The organism is Streptomyces sp. NPDC001536, assembly GCF_042894505.1.
Taxonomy (GTDB): domain Bacteria; phylum Actinomycetota; class Actinomycetes; order Streptomycetales; family Streptomycetaceae; genus Streptomyces.
Genome location: NZ_JBIAVQ010000001.1, coordinates 572,537 through 590,964 on the forward strand (window position 1 = coordinate 572,537; position 18,428 = coordinate 590,964).

General features: G+C 71.3%; 13 protein-coding genes. 2 read left to right on the forward strand and 11 right to left on the reverse strand.

Annotated features, from left to right (window positions below):
- Positions 1-109: 109 nt before the first annotated feature.
- From ACFY0U_RS02650 to ACFY0U_RS02695, 10 genes are all read right to left on the reverse strand, one after another.
- Positions 110-1,132, reverse strand: a complete 1,023-nt coding sequence (locus tag ACFY0U_RS02650; RefSeq protein ID WP_388629092.1) for a hypothetical protein — start codon at positions 1,130-1,132, stop codon at positions 110-112.
- A gap of 93 nt (positions 1,133-1,225) precedes the next feature.
- A complete protein-coding gene (locus ACFY0U_RS02655) occupies positions 1,226-2,776 on the reverse strand; it encodes an alkaline phosphatase D family protein (protein WP_388629095.1) in 1,551 nt (516 codons plus the stop codon).
- Positions 2,777-2,942: 166 nt separating this feature from the next.
- Positions 2,943-4,436: an FG-GAP-like repeat-containing protein gene (locus ACFY0U_RS02660; protein WP_388629098.1), complete on the reverse strand. Its 1,494-nt coding sequence runs from the start codon at positions 4,434-4,436 to the stop codon at positions 2,943-2,945.
- A 148-nt stretch (positions 4,437-4,584) separates the two neighbouring features.
- Positions 4,585-6,069, reverse strand: a complete 1,485-nt coding sequence (locus ACFY0U_RS02665; RefSeq protein WP_388629101.1) for an FG-GAP and VCBS repeat-containing protein — start codon at positions 6,067-6,069, stop codon at positions 4,585-4,587.
- A 138-nt stretch (positions 6,070-6,207) separates the two neighbouring features.
- A complete protein-coding gene (gene obgE / locus ACFY0U_RS02670) occupies positions 6,208-7,653 on the reverse strand; it encodes a GTPase ObgE (RefSeq protein WP_388629104.1) in 1,446 nt (481 codons plus the stop codon).
- Positions 7,654-7,770: 117 nt separating this feature from the next.
- On the reverse strand, positions 7,771-8,025 hold the full coding sequence (gene rpmA, locus ACFY0U_RS02675) for a 50S ribosomal protein L27 (protein ID WP_030961848.1): 255 nt from the start codon (positions 8,023-8,025) through the stop codon (positions 7,771-7,773).
- Between the two features lie 14 nt (positions 8,026-8,039).
- Entirely contained in the window at positions 8,040-8,360 is a 321-nt protein-coding gene (rplU, locus tag ACFY0U_RS02680) for a 50S ribosomal protein L21 (RefSeq protein WP_046259920.1), read from the reverse strand.
- A 241-nt stretch (positions 8,361-8,601) separates the two neighbouring features.
- Complete coding sequence (locus tag ACFY0U_RS02685) at positions 8,602-12,504, reverse strand: ribonuclease E/G (RefSeq protein ID WP_388629107.1); 3,903 nt, start codon at positions 12,502-12,504, stop codon at positions 8,602-8,604.
- 260 nt (positions 12,505-12,764) lie between these two features.
- Positions 12,765-13,523, reverse strand: coding sequence for a TIGR03936 family radical SAM-associated protein (locus tag ACFY0U_RS02690; RefSeq protein WP_388629110.1), 759 nt, complete (start codon positions 13,521-13,523; stop codon positions 12,765-12,767).
- Between the two features lie 48 nt (positions 13,524-13,571).
- A complete protein-coding gene (locus tag ACFY0U_RS02695) occupies positions 13,572-14,618 on the reverse strand; it encodes a hypothetical protein (RefSeq protein ID WP_388629113.1) in 1,047 nt (348 codons plus the stop codon).
- A gap of 213 nt (positions 14,619-14,831) precedes the next feature.
- Between ACFY0U_RS02695 and ACFY0U_RS02700 the strand changes: the two genes are divergently transcribed.
- Positions 14,832-15,623 carry a hypothetical protein gene (locus ACFY0U_RS02700; protein WP_388629116.1) on the forward strand — a complete coding sequence of 264 codons (792 nt, stop codon included), beginning with the start codon at positions 14,832-14,834 and terminating at the stop codon, positions 15,621-15,623.
- A gap of 30 nt (positions 15,624-15,653) precedes the next feature.
- Here the strand turns inward: ACFY0U_RS02700 and ACFY0U_RS02705 are convergent, their stop codons facing one another.
- Complete coding sequence (locus ACFY0U_RS02705) at positions 15,654-17,036, reverse strand: glycosyltransferase family 39 protein (protein ID WP_388629119.1); 1,383 nt, start codon at positions 17,034-17,036, stop codon at positions 15,654-15,656.
- Between the two features lie 284 nt (positions 17,037-17,320).
- Between ACFY0U_RS02705 and ACFY0U_RS02710 the strand changes: the two genes are divergently transcribed.
- Positions 17,321-18,415 carry a glycosyltransferase gene (locus ACFY0U_RS02710; protein ID WP_388629122.1) on the forward strand — a complete coding sequence of 365 codons (1,095 nt, stop codon included), beginning with the start codon at positions 17,321-17,323 and terminating at the stop codon, positions 18,413-18,415.
- Positions 18,416-18,428: the final 13 nt, after the last annotated feature.

The following is an 18,428-nucleotide window of genomic DNA, read 5'->3' on the forward strand; positions in this document are numbered from 1 at the left end:
TTCACCTTGTACTCCTGGTGATTGAGGAGACCGTTGTCGCGAGTACCTGGAATTGCTGTGAGTAACTCCACAGGGACTTCGGTATTGCTGTGTGTGACGACCGTACCCCTCAGCGCCTCCGCAGCCGCTTCAGGCACCGGTGTCCCACGACCTTCAGGAGTTCTTTCGACGAGGTCTGGTGCACGGACAGCAGGGCCGGGTCGCCCAGGACGCGCACGCCCATGGTGCCGATGCGCTGTGCCATCTCGGCGCCGATCTCCGCCGCGGCCTCGACGGCCCACTGCGGGGTGCCGATCTTCACGTCCTGCGCGGTCGGACTGCACGTGTTCTTCATATGCATCACCGCGCCGTGCCGCACGAGCTTGGAATACAGCTCCTCCGGGAGGTCATTGCCCCGGAATTCCTTATTAAGATTCCGCAGCATTTCGGTCTCGGCGAGCGTCAGGGAACGGTTCGCGGTGGCCGGGACCTCCTGGAGCAGCTCCGCCGGCAGTCCGAGCAGCGACTCGAAGGTGCGCATCAGCCCGCCGCGGTCGCGGTCGTCCACCACGACGACGGTGACCCGCTGCGGGCCGGCCGCCCGGGCCCAGCGCTCGACGAGCCGGTCGTGCCGGTGGCGGTGCCAGAAGCTGGGGTTGGGCTTCTCGTACGGGGCCTTCCTGAGCATGTGCTCGAGCCACTCCTCGTAGCCCATGCGCAGCCCGTTCTGGACGTACTGCTGCCACTGCGAGGGCATGATCTTCGCGAGCGGGCGCAGGGTGACGAGGATGTGGACGGCCTCGCGCCCGAGCTGCTCGACGATCCGCCCGACGGCCGCGTCGTCGGAGGCGTCGGCGAAGAACTCGCTGCTGATGACCGAGGTGCGGTCGCCCGCGGCCCGCACCCGGTCCACGAGCCGCAGCCATTGCTTCTCGCTGGGTCCGGCGTCGCCCATCATTCCGGGGCGGGCGCAGGCGGCCAGTACCGCCTCCATGGGGTGCCGGGTGTTGCCGGCCGGCCAATGGACCCCGTGATCACCGAGCTTGTCCCTGGCGGCGAACAGCGCGCCCTGGATCGAGGTCGTCCCGGTCTTGTGGGGGCCGATGTGCAGCAGGCGGGTGCCGCGCCCGAGTCTCGTACAGTCCGTCTCCATGGTTGAGGGACGGTAAGAGGGGTCCCTGAGACTGCGCTGAGAGAGACCTGGGACACAGATGAGTCCCAGGCCCCCGTCATACGGCGTTCACGCTCAGGCGAGCTCGACGCCGGGGCGGTCCGACTCGACCCGCAGCGTGGCCAGCGTGCTCGCCGTCGCCGTCGGCTGCCGGACCGTGTCGACGATCCTGACCCGCGCGTCGATGCCCTGGCGGTCGACGTCGAAGAGGTGGTAGCCGCGGTGGGCGTCGAGCAGCTTCCAGTGCGGGTTGTCCGCCTTCAGCGGGTCCCACTGCCTGTGGAAGGCGTCCTGGTCCTGGTCGCCGTTGCTGGAGATGGACGTCCCCACGAACTCGGCGCCGACGACGTCGGAGGCCGGGTCGGCGAAGTCCTTCTTGAGGTCGCTGATCATCGTCAGATGGCGGTCGCCGGTGAACACGACGGGGTTGCGGACGTTCTCGAACTCCCGCATGAACTGGTTGCGTTCGGCCTGGTAGCCGTCCCAGGCGTCGTAGTACCAGAGCTTGCCCTCGCCGACCTTCAGATCGGTCTCGGCCATCATGATCTGCGAGGCGATGAGGTTCCAGCGGGCCGGGGAGTCGCGCAGCCCGTCCAGGAGCCACTCCTTCTGCCCGGCGCCGAGCATGGTGAGCGAGGGGTCCTGGGCGCCCTCCTGGCTGGTCGCCTGGTCGCTGCGGAACTGCCGGGTGTCGAGCACGTTGAGCCGGGCCAGGCGGCCGAAGTCCAGGCGGCGGTACATCTGGATGTGCGGGCCGGTCGGGATCGAGCTCGCGCGGACCGGCATGTGCTCGTAGTACGCCTGGTAGGCCGCGGTGAGCCGGGCCACGAAGGCGTCGTGCGGCTGCTTGGCGGGGTCCTGCGGGATCTCGCCGGCGAAGTCGTTGTCGACCTCGTGGTCGTCGAAGGTGACGATCCAGGGGGCGCCGGCGTGCATCGCGGCGAGGTCCGGGTCGCTGCGGTACTGGGCGTACCGGTTGCGGTACTGGACCAGGGTGTACGGCTCCCCCGTGCCCTCGTGCCGGCGCACGCCCGTGGACGCGGGCGACGACTCGTAGATGTAGTCGCCGACGAAGAGCACGAAGTCGGGGTCCTGGGCGAGCATGTCGGCGTACGGCGTGAAGTAGCCGTGCTGGTAGTTCTGGCAGGACGCGAGCGCGAAGCGCAGGCTGCCGCCCTTGCCGTGCGGGTGGGGGGCGGTGCGGGTGCGGCCGGTGGGCGAGATCTGGCCGCTTGTGCGGAAGCGGTACCAGTAGGTGCGGCCCGGGCGCAGCCGCCGTACATCCACGTGAACGCTGTGCCCGTACTCGGGCCGCGCCTGGGTCACGCCCCGGCGTACGGGCTTTCTGAACCGTTCGTCCTCCGCGAGCTCCCACTCCACCGGCACGACCTCGTCGGGCATGCCTCCGCCGTTGAGGGGGTCGGGGGCGAGCCGGGTCCACAGGACGATGCCGTCGGGCAGCGGGTCGCCGGAGGTGACACCGAGGCTGAACACGCCGTCGGGCAGCGACGTTCCGGCCGCTCGGGCCGTGGTCGGCAGCCACAGCTGGGCGGAGGCGGCGGCGCCGAGCACGGCGGCTCCGGCGGTCAGAAAGCGGCGTCGGTCGGGCGATGTTGCTCCGGTCATCGGCGAACTCCCTTGCCTCACTGGCCTCTTGGACACTGGGAAGCTCACGCCTGTGGACGGTCCGCCCGCTGAACCGTGGGCTTCGGGTGCATGACAACTAGGCAGACAACAGAAGACCCGTCGCGGCACACGAACACCTCATTGCCGCAACGGGCCTGACTGATGATCAGTATGCGAAACCGGAGCCGAATTTCGCGTTCTTGCCGTCCGTGCCGAGCAGAGTCGTGCCGAAGGCCGTCGTACCTCCCCCAGAGGGGGGACCCCCAGGCGCCACGACGGTCGCCGCACCGGAGCGGAACGTCCACACGAACCCGGAGTCCGCGTTCTCCCCCGGTGCCCCGACGGCGAGGTCGGCCCGTCCGTCGGCGTTCGCGTCACCGAGGTGGGCGGCCCCGCCGAAGGTGTCGCCGGACTCGGCGGTCCCGGGCACGTTGCCCGTGTTCTGGGTCACCGCCTGGGCGCCGGCCCCGGTGAGCCCCGCGGCACCGCCGCGCAGGACGACCACCGAACCGGCGTTGCCCGCGCTCCCCAGGTCCTCGCCGGGCAGTCCGGTCACCACGTCCGGGTAGCCGTCGCCGTCCACGTCACCGACCTGCACGTCGGTCCCGAACCGGTCGCCCTTCTCGGCCGTACCGGGCACGCCCGCGCTGTCCTGGTTGAGGAAGACCGCGGCGACCCCGTCGGGCCCGTTCGCCGTGCCCGGGATCCAGCCGACCCGGCCGCCCTTGGCGAGGTAGGCGTCCTGGTCGCTGTCGTAGCCGTCGACGGCACGGCCCACGACGATGTCGGCGTAGCCGTCCCGGTTCACGTCCCCGACGTCGAGGTTCTCGCCGCCCTGGAGGCCGGCGCCGTCGATGTCGTAGACGAGGGTGAAGTACGGCGAGACGCCCTCGCGTGTGCCGTACCAGTACGCGATCCGGCGCGAGTCCCACTCGTCCTGGTCGTTCGCGGCGGCGACGACGTCCGTGATGCCGTCGCCGTTGAGGTCCCCGGCCGCCAAGTCGAGGATCCGGCTGTTGTAGCGGTCCGTCACCACCTGCTCGCCCTCGTGCGAACCGTCCTTCACGAACGGCCCCTTGAGGACCCGCAGGTTCTTCTCGCTCTGCACGGTCACCACATCGGTCGCCCCGTCGGCGTCGACATCGGCGGCGACGAGCCGGCCCTGGGTGCCCAGCCGGTCGTACGCGCTCTTGCCGGTGGCCAGGGAGGCGGCGCCGGACAGCCCGTTCTTCCCGCCCCACACGACCTGCACATAGCCGGAGTCGGTGCCCCCGGACGCGGTGTCCTCGCCGCCGACACCGACCACCAGATCCGCGTACCCGTCCCGGTTCAGATCGGCCGTGGCGAGCGCGCTGCCGAACCGGTCCCCCTTCTCGACACTGCCCGGCACCCCGGCGGTGCTCTGGCTGAACACCTTCCGCCCGGTGGTGGTCAGCCCGTGCGCCGTGCCGTACAGCACGGCGACATACCCGGCCTGCGCCTTGCCACCGACCGTCCCCGAAGGCGCCGCGACCGCGAGATCGGCGTAACCGTCCCCGTTGAAGTCGTCCTGGAGCCGCGCGGTGGCCACCCCGCCGTCCGCCGCCGCCGGAACCGCCCCCGTGACCGCCAGCACCACGGCGACCGCCGCCCCCCATGCCTGTCCGCGTCTGCCGCTCATCGCACCCTCCCCTGTCGATTTCCTACGACGAGGTCGTCGCCGTCGGTCCGTACGAGGCGCCCCCGCGAAGGCCCCTCACTGTTGCCCGAGGTGCTGTCCCCGTTCAGCGTCACCAGGTCGGTGGGGTCAGCCCGGATCGCGCACCGGCTCAGTGCGGGAAGTCCGCGCCCAGCCGGGCGGAGTCCGGGTTCGTGCCGAAGGTCTGGGCGCCGAAGGAGAGGGAGCCCGTGGTGGCGACGCCGGCGGCGGTGGAGCGGAACGCCCACACCGAGCCGGCCTCGGTGTTCTCGCCGGGTGCGCCGACGATCAGATCGGCGCGGCCGTCGTGGTCAGTGTCGAGCAGGGTGACGGCCTCGCCGAAGCGGTCCCGGCGCTCGGCGGTGCCGGGGACACCGGCCGTGTTCTGGCTGAACACCTTCGAACCGGCGCCGGTGGGGCCGGACGCCCCGCCCGGGATCACGGCGACCGTTCCCGCGTCCTGTACTCCGGCGAAGTCCTCGAGCGGGATGCCGGCCACGATGTCGGCGTAGCCGTCGCCGTCGACGTCCCCGACCGCGAGGGACGCGCCGAAGAGGTCGCCCGACTCGCCGACGCCCGGCACTCCGGGGGTGTCCTGGTGGAGCATGCGCGGGTCGCCGGTCTTCGGGCCCTGCGCGGTGCCCAGGACGACACCGACCCGGTCGCCGTACTGGCTGGGGTCGTTCGGCTCCTCGTCGCTGTTGGCCGGGTAGGGCCTGCCGAAGACGATGTCGTCGCGGCCGTCGCCGTTCACGTCACCGAGCTCGATGTCGTTGCCGCCCTCGATCCACGCGCCCCGCGCGTCGCGCAGCGCGGTGAGCGGGGTGAGGCCCTCGCGGGTGCCGTGCAGGTAGTTGAGGCGGTGGCTGGAACCCTGGCCGCCCGGTTCCCAGTCGGCGGGCCTGGTCAGCGAGACGAGGTCGGTGATGCCGTCGCCGTCGACGTCCCCGGCCGCCATGTCCAGCACCGAGTCGTCGGCGTCGTAGGCCGGGATCTCCTGGGTCCGGGCGGGCACGCCGTCCCGGGTGAAGGGGCCGAAGCGCACGCCGCCGGGCATGGCCAGGTCGGTGTGGCCGTCGCCGTCGAAGTCGCCGAGGAGAGTGGAGTGGGTGTCGAGGAGCCGCCCCGGCGGGAGCAGCGTCGCGCCGCTCAGGCCCGTGGCGGAACCCCACAGCACGGTCTGGCTGCGGAGCTGTGCCTCACCGCCCGAGGTCCAGTGCTCCCCGGGCGCCGGCGCCACCAGGTCGGTGTAGCCGTCGGCGTCCAGGTCGACGGGGATGAGGTGGTCACCGAAGCGGTCGTCCGCCTCGGGCGACCCGGGGACACCGGGTGAGGCCTGCGAGTAGACCTTCCTGGTCGCGAGGTCCAGGCCCTTCGCCGAGCCGTAGACGACGGCGAAGTAGCCCGCCGCCTTCTTCCCGCCGACCGTGGCGTAGGGCACCCCGACGGCGAGATCCTCGTACCCGTCCCCGTTGAAGTCGTGCGGCGCCTCGGCCTTCGGCTGTGCCTGCGCCTGCGCGACGGGAAGCGCGCCGCACATCGCGGTGATCAGGGCGATCGCCGCGACGACGGCGCGCCGGGTTCCCTGCGAGGCGGACGGGGCGGACACGTTCACGTGAACTCCGGCTGTCGTAAGGGCAGTTGACCGTGGAGAGACTCAAGATCCTCATCCACGCTGCCCAGTACGACTCACCGGAACGACGCTTGGTTGCCCTGTCGTACGCCAGAGGTTCGCTCCGGGTTAACGGACGGGTCAGTGCTCGAACGGCTCGAAGTCGTCGAACTCCCGCGACGCCTCGTCCCGTTCGGCCTCCTTGTCACGGCGCCGCTGCGCCGCGGGGCGCGGAGCCTCGAAGCGGTGGTCCTCACCACGGCGGCCGAGCATCTCGGCACCGGCCATCACGGTCGGCTCCCAGTCGAAGACCACGGCGTTGTCCTCGGGGCCGATCGCGACACCGTCGCCCGAGCGGGCGCCCGCCTTCATCAACTGGTCCTCGACACCGAGGCGGTTGAGCCGGTCGGCGAGATAGCCGACGGCCTCGTCGTTGCTGAAGTCGGTCTGCCGCACCCAGCGCTCCGGCTTCTCACCGCGCACCCGGAACAGCCCGTCCTCCTCGCGCACCACGGTGAAGCCCGCGTCGTCCACGGCCTTGGGCCGGATGACGATCCGCGTCGCCTCCTCCTTCGGCTTCGCGGCACGCGCCTTGGCGACCACATCGGCCAGCGCGAACGACAGTTCCTTCAGCCCCATGTGCGCCACCGCGGACACCTCGAAGACACGGTAGCCGCGCGCCTCCAGGTCCGGGCGCACCATCTCGGCGAGGTCCTTGCCGTCCGGGACGTCGATCTTGTTCAGGACGACCATGCGGGGCCGCTTGTCGAGCCCGGCGCCGTACTGCCGCAGCTCCTCCTCGATGACGTCGAGGTCGGAGACGGGGTCACGGTCGGACTCCAGGGTCGCCGTGTCCAGCACGTGCACCAGCACGCTGCACCGCTCCACGTGCCGCAGGAACTCCAGGCCCAGGCCCTTGCCCTGGCTGGCGCCCGGGATCAGACCCGGCACGTCGGCGATGGTGTAGACGGTCGAGCCGGCGGTCACCACACCGAGGTTCGGGACCAGGGTGGTGAAGGGGTAGTCGGCGATCTTCGGCTTGGCCGCGCTCAGCACCGAGATCAGCGAGGACTTGCCCGCGCTCGGGTAGCCGACCAGCGCCACGTCGGCGACGGTCTTCAGCTCCAGGACGATGTCCTGGAGGTCACCGGGGACACCGAGCAGCGCGAAACCGGGCGCCTTGCGGCGGGCCGAGGCCAGCGCCGCGTTGCCGAGGCCGCCGCGGCCGCCCTGGGCGGCCACGTAGGAGGTGCCGTGGCCGACCAGGTCGGCCAGGACGTTGCCCGCCTTGTCCTGGACGACCGTGCCGTCCGGCACGAGCAGGACCAGGTCCTGGCCATCCTTGCCGGAGCGGTTGCCGCCCTCACCGGGCTTGCCGTTGGTGGCCTTGCGGTGCGGGGAGTGGTGGTAGTCCAGGAGCGTGGTCACCGACTGGTCGACGGTCAGGATGACGTCGCCGCCCCGCCCGCCGTTTCCGCCGTCGGGGCCGCCGAGCGGCTTGAACTTCTCCCGGTGGACGGAGGCACAGCCGTGACCTCCGTTACCCGCGGCGACATGCAGTTCGACGCGGTCCACGAAGGTGGTCATGTGAGGTGCCTCCAGAAACGAACGAGTTATGTATCTACGTAACACGCGAAAGGCGGACCCGCCTTCCCACCAGGGAAGTGAGGTCCGCCTCGCGAAAGCTTCCGATCAGTGCCTGATTCAGGCGACCGGAACGATGTTCACGACCTTGCGGCCACGGTGGGTGCCGAACTGCACCGCACCGGCGTTCAGCGCGAACAGCGTGTCGTCGCCGCCACGGCCGACGCCCGCGCCGGGGTGGAAGTGGGTGCCGCGCTGGCGGACCAGGATCTCACCCGCGTTGACGACCTGACCACCGAAGCGCTTCACGCCGAGGCGCTGAGCGTTGGAGTCACGACCGTTACGGGTGGACGATGCGCCCTTCTTGTGTGCCATCTCTCCTCAGTCCCTTACTTCGCAGCCGCGGGGATCTCAGTGACCTTGATCGCCGTGTACTGCTGGCGGTGGCCCTGACGACGGCGGTAGCCGGTCTTGTTCTTGTAGCGAAGGATGTCGATCTTGACGCCCTTGTGGTGGTCCACGACCTCGGCCTGGACCTTGATACCGGCCAGCACCCACGGGTCGCTGGTCACGGACTCGCCGTCGACAACGAGCAGGGTCGAGAGCTCGACCGTGTCGCCAACCTTGGCAGTGGAAATCTTGTCAACCTCAACGATGTCGCCGACAGCAACCTTGTGCTGGCGACCACCGCTGCGCACGATGGCGTACACGCGGATCTCACTCTCTCGCTCGGGGAACGGCACCCCCGCAGTCCAGCCGCCCGGCACGCGGACGGCCTCTCCGGAACACCCAGTGCTCTGGAGGAAAAGGTTTACGGGGATGTGACGTGTCAGTCGACACGCCGACGGTCAAGGTTACGGGGCCACGGCCGAAGGGGTCAAACCGGGCCGGGCCCCCCGGGTGTGCGGCTGATCACTCGGGACCAGCCGCACACCCGCGGTGAGCCGGAACTCAGCTCTCGTCGGCGGAAGCAGTGACCGAGGACAGCGTCTGCTCGGCCGCCGCGGTCTTCTTCGCCGTCGTCTTCTTGGCGGCGGCCTTCTTGGTCGTCGCCTTCTTCGCGACCGCCTTCTTGGCCGCGGTCTTCTTGGTGGCGGCCTTCTTCGCCGTCGCCTTCTTGGCCGTCTTGCGGGCGGCCGTCTTCTTGGCCGGAGCCGCCTCCTCGGCGGACTCCTCGGCGGCCTCGGCCGCCGGGGCGCTCTCCGTCGCCGGGACGACCACGACGGCCGTCTCCTCGGACGCGGTCGGCGCGGTCGCCTTGCGCACGGCACGGCGCCGCGGACGGGCCGGGGCGGCGCTCTCGGCGGGCGCCTCGGACTGCTCGGCCTGGGCCGGAGCCTCCTCGGCGACCGGCGCGGGCGCTGCCGCGGGCTCGGTGACCGTCACGACGGCCGCCTCGGCACCCGCGGGCGATCCGGCCGGCGCGGACACCTTGCGGGTCGCGCGACGACGCGTACGTCCCTTGGGCGCGGCGTCCTCGACCACCGGGTCCTCGACGGCGGCCGGCTCGGCCTGCGCCTGCGCGGCCGGCTCGACCTGCACCGGACGCTCGACCTCTTCCTCGGCCGTCACGTCCTGAGCCGTCGGAACCTCGGCCCGCTCGCCCCGCTCCCGCTTCGGCGCACCGGCCGGAGCCGACGACCGCCGGCTCGCCCGGCGCCGCGAACGGCCCCGGGTCGCGGCGGCCTCCGCCTCGGCGGCACTGCTGTACAGCTCCTCGTCCGCCTCGAAGACGGGCGCGGGCAGCGCGACCGGCTCGGCGACCTCGGCGACGACCTCGGCCTCGGTCTCCACGTCCAGCTCGGCGGCCTCGGCGGACTCCGCCGCCACCGCGGCCTCGTGCACGTGCTCGATGCCGCCACGGCCGCGCTTCTTGCGCTTGCCGCCGCCTCCGACGGAGGTCGGCTGCTCCATGTGGACGATGACACCGCGGCCGTTGCAGTGGACGCAGGTCTCGGAGAAGGACTCCAGCAGACCCTGGCCGACCCGCTTGCGGGTCATCTGGACCAAGCCCAGCGAGGTGACTTCCGCGACCTGGTGCTTCGTACGGTCGCGGCCCAGGCACTCCAGCAGGCGCCGCAGCACCAGGTCCCGGTTGGACTCCAGGACCATGTCGATGAAGTCGATGACGATGATGCCGCCGAGGTCGCGCAGCCGCAGCTGGCGCACGATCTCCTCGGCCGCCTCCAGGTTGTTCCTGGTGACCGTCTCCTCCAGGTTGCCGCCCTGGCCGGTGAACTTGCCGGTGTTGACGTCGACGACGACCATCGCCTCGGTCCGGTCGATCACCAGCGAACCGCCGCTGGGCAGCCAGACCTTGCGGTCCAGCGCCTTGGCGAGCTGCTCGTCGATCCGGTACGTGGCGAAGACGTCGACCTCGGAGGTCCACTTCGAGAGCCGGTCGGCCAGGTCGGGCGCGACGTGCGCGACGTATCCGTGGATGGTCTCCCACGCCTCGTCACCGCTGACGACGACCTTGGTGAAGTCCTCGTTGAAGATGTCGCGGACGACCCGGACGGTCATGTCCGGCTCGCCGTACAGCAGCGTCGGCGCGTTGCCGTTCTTGGCCTTCTTCTGGATGTCCTCCCACTGCGCCTGCAGTCGCTCGACATCGCGGCGCAGCTCGTCCTCGCTCGCGCCCTCGGCGGCGGTGCGCACGATGACGCCCGCGTCCTCGGGGACGATCTTCTTGAGGATGGTCTTCAGACGCGCGCGCTCGGTGTCGGGCAGCTTGCGGCTGATACCGGTCATCGAGCCCTCGGGGACGTACACGAGGTAGCGCCCGGGGAGGGAGACCTGGCTGGTGAGCCGCGCGCCCTTGTGCCCGATCGGGTCCTTCGTCACCTGGACGAGCACCGACTGACCGGACTTCAGCGCGCTCTCGATACGCCGCGGCCCATTGGCCATGCCCAGCGCCTCGAAGTTGACCTCACCGGCGTAGAGCACCGCGTTGCGGCCCTTGCCGATGTCGATGAAGGCAGCCTCCATCGACGGCAGCACGTTCTGGACCTTGCCCAGGTAGACGTTGCCGACGTACGAGGTCGACTGCTCCTTGTTGACGTAGTGCTCGACGAGCACGTTGTCCTCGAGGACGCCGATCTGGGTGCGCTCGCCGCTCTGGCGGACGACCATCACGCGCTCGACGGCCTCGCGGCGGGCCAGGAACTCGGCCTCGGTGATGATCGGGACACGACGCCGGCCCTGCTCACGGCCCTCACGGCGGCGCTGCTTCTTGGCCTCCAGACGGGTCGAGCCCTTGATGGACTGCACCTCGTCGGACGGCTCGGCCTTCGGGCGGGGCTCGCGGACCTTGACGACCGTGCGCTCGGGGTCGCCGTCACCGGGCTCGGTGTCGGGGGAGCTGTCACCGGCGCGACGGCGACGGCGACGGCGGCGACGGCTGCTGGAGGACGAGGAACCGCCCTCGTCGGAGTCCTCCTCCGCGTCGTCCTCGACCTGCTCGGCGGTGTCCTCTGCATCCTGCTCGGCCTGCTCGGCGGCGAGCTCGTCGCCCTCCTCGCCGTCCGCCTCGGCGGACTCGCCGCGACGACGGCGACGGCCACCACGACGACGGCGACGGCGCGAACCGCTCTCCTCGGCGTCCTCCGCCTCCACGCCGTCCTCGGCGTCGGCGCTCTCCTCGGCCTCGTCCACCTCGTCCTCGGCGACGGCCTCGACGACCGGGGCGGCGGCCTCGGGCTCCTCGGCACCCCGACGACGGCGACGGCGACGCGGCGTCTGCTCCTCCTGGAACTCCGCCTCGGGCTCCTCGACAGCGGGCTCCACCTCGGCGGCAGCGGCCTCGGCCGCGGCCCGCTGGGGCGTCTGGAACTGCGGCTCGGCGAAGACCGGCGCCTGGAACACGGCCACGGCGGGCCGCGCGGGCCGGCGTGAACCCTCGTCCTCGGCGGCCTCGTCGGCGGCGGACCGCGCGGCGGGCTCGGCGAAGCCGGTGGCGGCACGACGCACGGAACGGCGCCGCGCACGACGCGGGGCGGCCTCGTCGGCGGGGGCTTCAGCGGCGGGGGCCTCGCTGGCCGGCGCCTCTTCGACGGCCTCGACCGGCTCGTTCTCCTCGGCAGCGCTCACGGGCGCCTCCACGTTCTCGGGCGCCGCGGCGGGCGCGGACACGCGACGCGTGGCGCGACGGCGGGCCCGGCGCGGGGCCTCTTCCTCGGCGGCGGCCTCTTCGGCGACGGTCGGCTCCGGCTCGGCCTGAACCTCGGAGGTCTCGGCAGCCTGCGGCGCCTCGACGGGCTCGGCCGTCCGGCGGGTGGCACGACGGCGGGTACGCGCGGCGGGCGCGGCCTCCTCGACGGGCGCTTCGGCCGCTACGGCCTCTTCGACGTCGGCGGCGGGCTCGGCGGCCACCGGGGCACCGGCGGGCGCGGACGCCCGACGCACCGCACGACGACGCGGACGCGCCGCGGGTGCGGGCTCCTCGACGGCCTCGGGCTCGGCAGGCGTCTCGGCCGTCTCGGCCTTCACCTCGGCCACAGCCGGTACGACGGCCTCGGCAGCCTCGGCAGCGGCCGGAGCACCGGCGGGCGCGGACGCCCGGCGCACCGCACGACGACGCGTACGGGCCGCGGGTGCGGGCTCCTCTACGGGATCCTCGGCAGGCGCCTCGGTCTGCGCGGCGGCCTCTTCGGCCACCGCCGGCTCTTCGGTCTCCTCGGCGAGCGCGTCCTCGGCGGCCGGTATGGCCGGCGTCACCTCGTCCGGCGTCTCGGCTGCGGTGCCGACCGGCGGGCCCGCCGGTCGGGATGCGGCCCTGCGCCGACGACGCGGCGGCAGGGTGTCGCTGGGGGTGTTGAGTTCGGAACCCTCGGTGGGTTCGGTCGGCTCGAGCATGCGGGCGTTTCTCCCGTCAGGCTCCCGGGCGCCGCACCTGGTCCGGCGATGCCGGTGACGTCCGCGGCTCGCGCGATGCGCGGTGCCGCCGTCCGGGGCGCGGGCGCCGCACGGGAGCTCTCTGTGTCCTGTCTCGCCGGTTCCGTACACCCTGTTGGGTACGGCCTGGCGAAAGTCTTCTGGTCGGTGCGCTGCCCGACCCAGGTGGCTCCCGAGTACGAGGGCGGCGCTACGACGTCCGTCCTTTCGCGGGACCTTCCCTACGCCGGCGCCTTCGCGGCGGCAGCGGCCGTTGTGGGGGCCTCAGCTGCCTCGCGGTCGGGCGCGAGCGGGTCGGTCACCGTGCCGGTCTCTTCATCGAACAGCCCCTGCGCCAGCCTGGTCACCGCTGCGGGGACCGGCGGCGCCAGGTCGGCCACGGCGCGGAGACCGGACAGGACGTCGTCGGGTCGAACGGCAGGCGTCACGTGCCGAACAACCAGCCGCAGTATCGCACAGGGCTGGTCGGTCGGCCTATCAGCCTGGGGGTCATGCGTCTCAAGTTGTACGACTGCGGAACGGGCGTCGAAGGTGCGGATGCCGTTCTTGGTCTTGCGCTGCACCTCCACGGACTCGGCGGCGGTGAAGGCCGCGACCGCGCGCTCGGCGTCGGCCGGGTCCACTCCGTCGAGCCGCAGCTCCCACACCGAGGCCGTGAGCCGGTCGGCGAGCCCGGAGGTCCGGGCCTCGACCGCGTCGACGATGTCGAGCCCGGTGGGCATCGACTCGTCGAGCAGGACCCTGAGCTTCTCGGGGTCCCGCGCCTGGGTGAGGGCGATCTCGAGATACTCCGCCTCACTGCCCGTGCCGGTGGGTGCGGCATTGGCGTACGACACCTTCGGATGCGGCGTGAACCCCGCCGAGTACGCCATCGGCACCTCGGCACGGCGCAACGCACGCTCGAAAGCGCGCTGGAAGTCACGGTGGCTGGTGAACCGGAGGCGGCCGCGCTTGGTGTAGCGCAGTCGGATGCGCTGCACCGCGGGTGCGGGCGGCGGGCCTTCGGGCTGTCGCTTGCCCAGTGTCGTTCAGTCCTTCGTGAGTGCGGTCGTACTGCTACCAAGAGTACGTGTCTCGCGGCCCGACGGTTCCCGTCGGTCCACCCCGACCTGCTTCCGGGGCTCCCCGAGGAGCATCCGCCGGAAGTCGGCCCGCGCCTGCCGCACGGACTCCCGGGCGGTGGCGAGCGCCTGCCGCGTGGCCCGCCCCACACCGCGCGCGGCCTCGGCGACGGGCCGCAGTACGAGGTCGCGCACCACATGCCCGACCGGTGTGAGCAGCGTCCGGTACACCCATCGCACCGGCTCCACGAAGATCCACCGGAAGAGGGTCCCCAGGAACCGGCCGACGGCGAGCGAGATGTGCCCGGCGATCCGCCAGGCGTGCCCGAGCGCGTCCCACACCTCCCGCCCCACCACGGCGAGGAACCGCCCGACGGGCGTGAGCACCCACCGCCACAGCGCGAGCGCCGGCAGCACGAGGAGCACGCGGGTGATCCAGTACAGACAGAAGCCGATACCCCGCAGGACCCACAGCACACCGTGCCCGATGGGCGTGAGGATCCACTCGTACACCCACAGGGCGGGGACGACGACGAGATACCGCGCCAGCCAGGCCACGGCGGTGTACACCCCGAGCCCGATCGCGGCGAGCACGGCGCCGAACCCCCTGAGCAGCCACATGATCCCGTGCCCCATGGGCGTGAGCACGCGCGCGTACACCCACGCGAAGCCGTGTCCGACGGGAGTGAGCACATACCGGTACAGCCACACCAGGGGTACGACGACGAGGTACTTCCCCAGCCATCCCAGCCCCTTGCCGATCGGCACGACCAGATACCGCCACAACCCCACGAGCGGCCACACGAAGACAGCCCGCCCGATCCACAGCAACGCCCGCCCGAACGGCCGCAGCACGGTGTCGTTCAGGATCCGTCCCGCCACCACGAGCGCGTCCCACAGCATCCGCACCGGCACGACGAGCACGAGCACGACGATCCGTACCGGAACGCGGATGGCGGTGGTGAGGCAGCCCTCGGGCTGCCGGGGCCGGGGCGACGGCTTCTGGGGTTCCATACCGGCCAAGACGCAGCGGCCGACGCTCTGGATTCGTCCCGCGTATTGCGATGCCGTCACGCCCGCTCACCCGGATCCCGCAATTCATTAGACCGTCCTACTTACACAACGGCGCGTTCCCCGAAGGCAGAGCCGCTGTCGTGGGGCGCTCGGGTCACCCTCGCAATGAGGCCGGGACGTCCCCGGCCTGCTGTGCGCCAAAGGAGCATGCCTATGACTTCCCGACAGACACCGTCGCCGTTCGGTCCGCTGGCCCGCTCGAGGTTCCGCAAGGCCGGGATGCTGGCCTCCCTCACGCTGGTCCTCGCGACCGGAGTGGTCTCCCCCACGGCGACGGCCGCCGCCTCCGTCTCCGACGACAAGCCGACCGCCGCGCAGCAAGGGGGCAAGGACTGCCGCCCCAGCAAGCCGAGGTCGGCCGCGGAATCGTACGTCCCCGATACCAAGCCCAAGCCCAAGGACAAGTGCAAGGGCGCGACCGGCGCCACGGGGGCGACCGGCCCCAGGGGCGCGACGGGAGCGACGGGCGCCACGGGTGCCACCGGGGCGACCGGGACCGGGGCGACCGGGGCGACGGGAGCCACAGGTTCCACCGGTGCCACCGGCGCAGGCACGTGTACCGACATCGACGCCAGCCAGGACAGCAACAACTTCGAGCTCCGGGCCGCGCTGACCCCGCCGGTCATGGGCGCCCCGGCCAGGGCCTACGCGGGCATTCGTGACCTCACGTCAGGTTCCACCAACGATTTCCTGTGGAGCGACCTCAGCGACAACCAAGACTATCCGCAGGACGCCTGTGGGATCTCCATCGCCCAGCACTCCCAGGGCATGCAGGGAGAGGGGGATGTGCGGATCGACGTCATCACCGTCACGGGCGCGATCTACGAAACCTCCTGCGCCGTGGTCACCAGTGACCGCACCCTGACCTGCAACCAGGAGTGGGAGCTCGTGAACAGGCAACCGGCACCTGGCCAAGAGAACGGCGGGATCGACCTCACCCCGTAGCGCCACAGCCAGGGGGTGTCCGGCGGCGCGTCAGGACTGCCGGACACCCCCTGCCGCGCCAATGCGCTCCAGCAGACTCACCGTCATCCCCGTCACCGGCGTGCTCCTCGCCACCGTGTACCGCCGCTGCAAAGCACTCGCCTGCGCCGGATCAATGGCACTGAAGGGAAAGCCCGTCCCCTGCGTCAGCAGCCAGATGCGCGGCTCGTCCTCGACGCACAGGTCCGGCACGGAGCACTGGACCGCGTACAGGTCGTCGATCGCGGCCGGCGTCCTCGCCAGGAAGACGTCGCGCATCCTCAGGTCGCGCGGCAGGTAGTACCGCACTCCCCCGTCGAGCTTCCAGGTGTCCGCACGGTCGTAGACGACGGCGTCCCCGGGACGGTGGAACCGCTCGATCACAGCGGCCGCGGCCGCGTAGTCGAGGGGCACCGGGGCATCGTGCTCGTACGGCTGCCGCATCTGCCGCTGGTCCGCCAGCGTGAGCACGGCCAGCGTCCCGACCACGGCCGCGGCCGTCTTCCAGGAACGCGAGGCGGAGGCGACCCCGGCACCGGCCAGGAGGGCCCAGGCCGGAAGGGTGAAGAGGACGTAGACATTGCGGAAGTAGGAGACCTCGCCGTGGGAGGCGGCCCAGACGAGGAGGGGAGGAAGCAGGGCCCAGACGCCGCACAGCGCCAGCGGGGCCCCGCGCCGCGAGCGGGCCAGCAGGGCCAAGGCGATCAGGGCTCCACCACCCAGCGCGGAGGCGAACAGTCCCTGGGCGAGGGAGAGAAGGGCCCAGCCGTCGGGCGCCGGAACCCAGTACAGCTGGCGCTGCGCCTGCGACTTGCCGAACACGGCGAGCGGGGCGACGCACCCGGCGACCGCCGCCAGTGCCACCGGCGCCTTCCACCACAGCGAGCGATCCTGCCGCGCGTGGGCCGCGAGCAGACAGACGTGGGCCAGTACGACGGACAGCGCGATCAAGTGGAGGAGTCCGGTCAGGACCAGCGCGAGCACGTAGCCGGCCCAGCGCCAGAGGCCGCGCGGACGGTCCAGCACCCGCAGCAGCAGGAGCGTGGCGAGGGCGACGGTGAGAATCACCAGAGCGTAGCTGCGGGCTTCCTGGCCATAGCGGCTCACCGCCGGTGAGATCGCGAAAAGAAGCCCGGCCAGAATTCCGGCGCGATATCCGAAGAGCCGGTCCCCGATCAGAGCGATGACGGCCGCCGCGGCCGCCACAGCCAATACCGAGGGCAACCGCAGGGAAACAACGGAATCCCCGAACAGCTCCACCCATCCGTGCATCAGCAGGTAATACGTGCCGTGTACGGCGTCGACGTTCCCCAGCGTGGCCAGGATCCGGCCGGTGTCCCGGCCCACCATGTCCCAGGTGACCAGTTCGTCGCGCCCCAGCAGGGAGTCAGTCATCCCGTAGCCCGCCACGGCGAGGGCGACGGCGAAGGGCCAAAGCCACAGCCTCGTCCCGCGCCGCACGGACCCGGCAGGGGCGGCGGGCCGGGATTCTTCGCGAGCCGCGGGGAACTGCTCGGTGATTACCATAGGAATATCTCCGGTCCGGCGACTGGAACTCCCCACTTATACATCCCGACGCACCGGCGCCCCCTTGAACGGTCCGCCAAGGCTCGATAAATTCACCAGCCGCCCCTTTCCGCCGGCGAAAAGAAAAAGCCATGAAAACGGTCTGTCTTAATATGATCGTCAAGAACGAGGCGCATGTGATCCGGCGCTGCCTCGAATCCGTGCTCCCGCTCGTCGACACCTGGGTGATCCTCGACACGGGCTCGACCGACGGAACCCAGGACATCATCCGCGAGACACTCGCCGACCTGCCCGGAACGCTGTACGAGAGCCCGTGGAAAGGCTTCGACCTGAGCCGCACGGAGGCGATCGAACGGGCCCGGGAGAGCGCGCGCTATCTCCTGTTCATCGACGCCGACGACGTGATGGCGACCGACCCCGGCTTCACCATGCCGGAACTGACCCACGACTGCTACGACTTCGCGGTGCACCACGGCCCCGTCGTCCACTGGCGCCCCACGATGGTCTCGACCCGGCTCCCCTGGCGGTACGTCGGCGTACTGCACGAGTACCTGGAGTGCGACGGCCCCTTCGACCGGGCGCCTCTGGAAGGCGTGCGCATGGTCATCATGGGCGGCGGCGGGCGGTCGCAGGACAGCGACCGCAAGAAGTACCTGCGGGACGCCGCGATCCTGAAGGACGGGCTCAGCAAGGAGCCGGACAACGCCCGGTACGCCTTCTACCTCGCCCAGAGCTGGCGCGACGCCGACGAACCGGCGAAGGCGCTCGCCGCCTACGACCGGCGCGCGGCCATGGACGGCTTCGCCGAGGAGGCGTTCTGCGCCCGCCTCTACGCCGCCCGTCTGGCCCGGACACTGAAGCGCAAGACGCCCGAGGTCATGGCCCGCTTCCTGGAGGCCCACGAGTACCGGCCCACCCGGGCCGAACCGCTCGGCGAACTCGCCCACTTGTGCCGCGTCCAGGGAAACCGCTGGCCGCTCGCCTACCTGTTCGCGCGACGCGCCGTGGAGATCCCACGCCCCGACGACATCCTCTTCGTCGAACAGGCCTGGTACGACTGGCAGGCCCTGGACGAACTGGCGGTGTCGGCCTACTGGATGGGCTCGTACCGCGAGTCACTGGAGTGCTGCGAGCAACTCCTGGACAGCGGAAAACTCCCCGAAGCCCATCGCGAACGCGTCATCGCCAACCGCGACTTCGCCCGCGACCGCCTCACCGTGTGCGCCCCCCGCCCCGAACCGGTATGAAACGGGGCCCTCC

Bases quoted from the DNA above. Each gene is read 5' to 3' on its own strand.
- ACFY0U_RS02695 (WP_388629113.1), bottom strand. From the start codon at position 14,618: ATGGAACCCCAGAAGCCGTCGCCCCGGCCCCGGCAGCCCGAGGGCTGC.
- ACFY0U_RS02700 (WP_388629116.1), top strand. From the start codon at position 14,832: ATGACTTCCCGACAGACACCGTCGCCGTTCGGTCCGCTGGCCCGCTCG.
- ACFY0U_RS02685 (WP_388629107.1), bottom strand. From the start codon at position 12,504: ATGCTCGAGCCGACCGAACCCACCGAGGGTTCCGAACTCAACACCCCC.
- obgE (WP_388629104.1), bottom strand. From the start codon at position 7,653: ATGACCACCTTCGTGGACCGCGTCGAACTGCATGTCGCCGCGGGTAAC.
- rpmA (WP_030961848.1), bottom strand. From the start codon at position 8,025: ATGGCACACAAGAAGGGCGCATCGTCCACCCGTAACGGTCGTGACTCC.
- ACFY0U_RS02705 (WP_388629119.1), bottom strand. From the start codon at position 17,036: ATGACTGACTCCCTGCTGGGGCGCGACGAACTGGTCACCTGGGACATG.
- ACFY0U_RS02710 (WP_388629122.1), top strand. From the start codon at position 17,321: ATGATCGTCAAGAACGAGGCGCATGTGATCCGGCGCTGCCTCGAATCC.
- ACFY0U_RS02660 (WP_388629098.1), bottom strand. From the start codon at position 4,436: ATGAGCGGCAGACGCGGACAGGCATGGGGGGCGGCGGTCGCCGTGGTG.
- ACFY0U_RS02650 (WP_388629092.1), bottom strand. From the start codon at position 1,132: ATGGAGACGGACTGTACGAGACTCGGGCGCGGCACCCGCCTGCTGCAC.
- ACFY0U_RS02655 (WP_388629095.1), bottom strand. From the start codon at position 2,776: ATGACCGGAGCAACATCGCCCGACCGACGCCGCTTTCTGACCGCCGGA.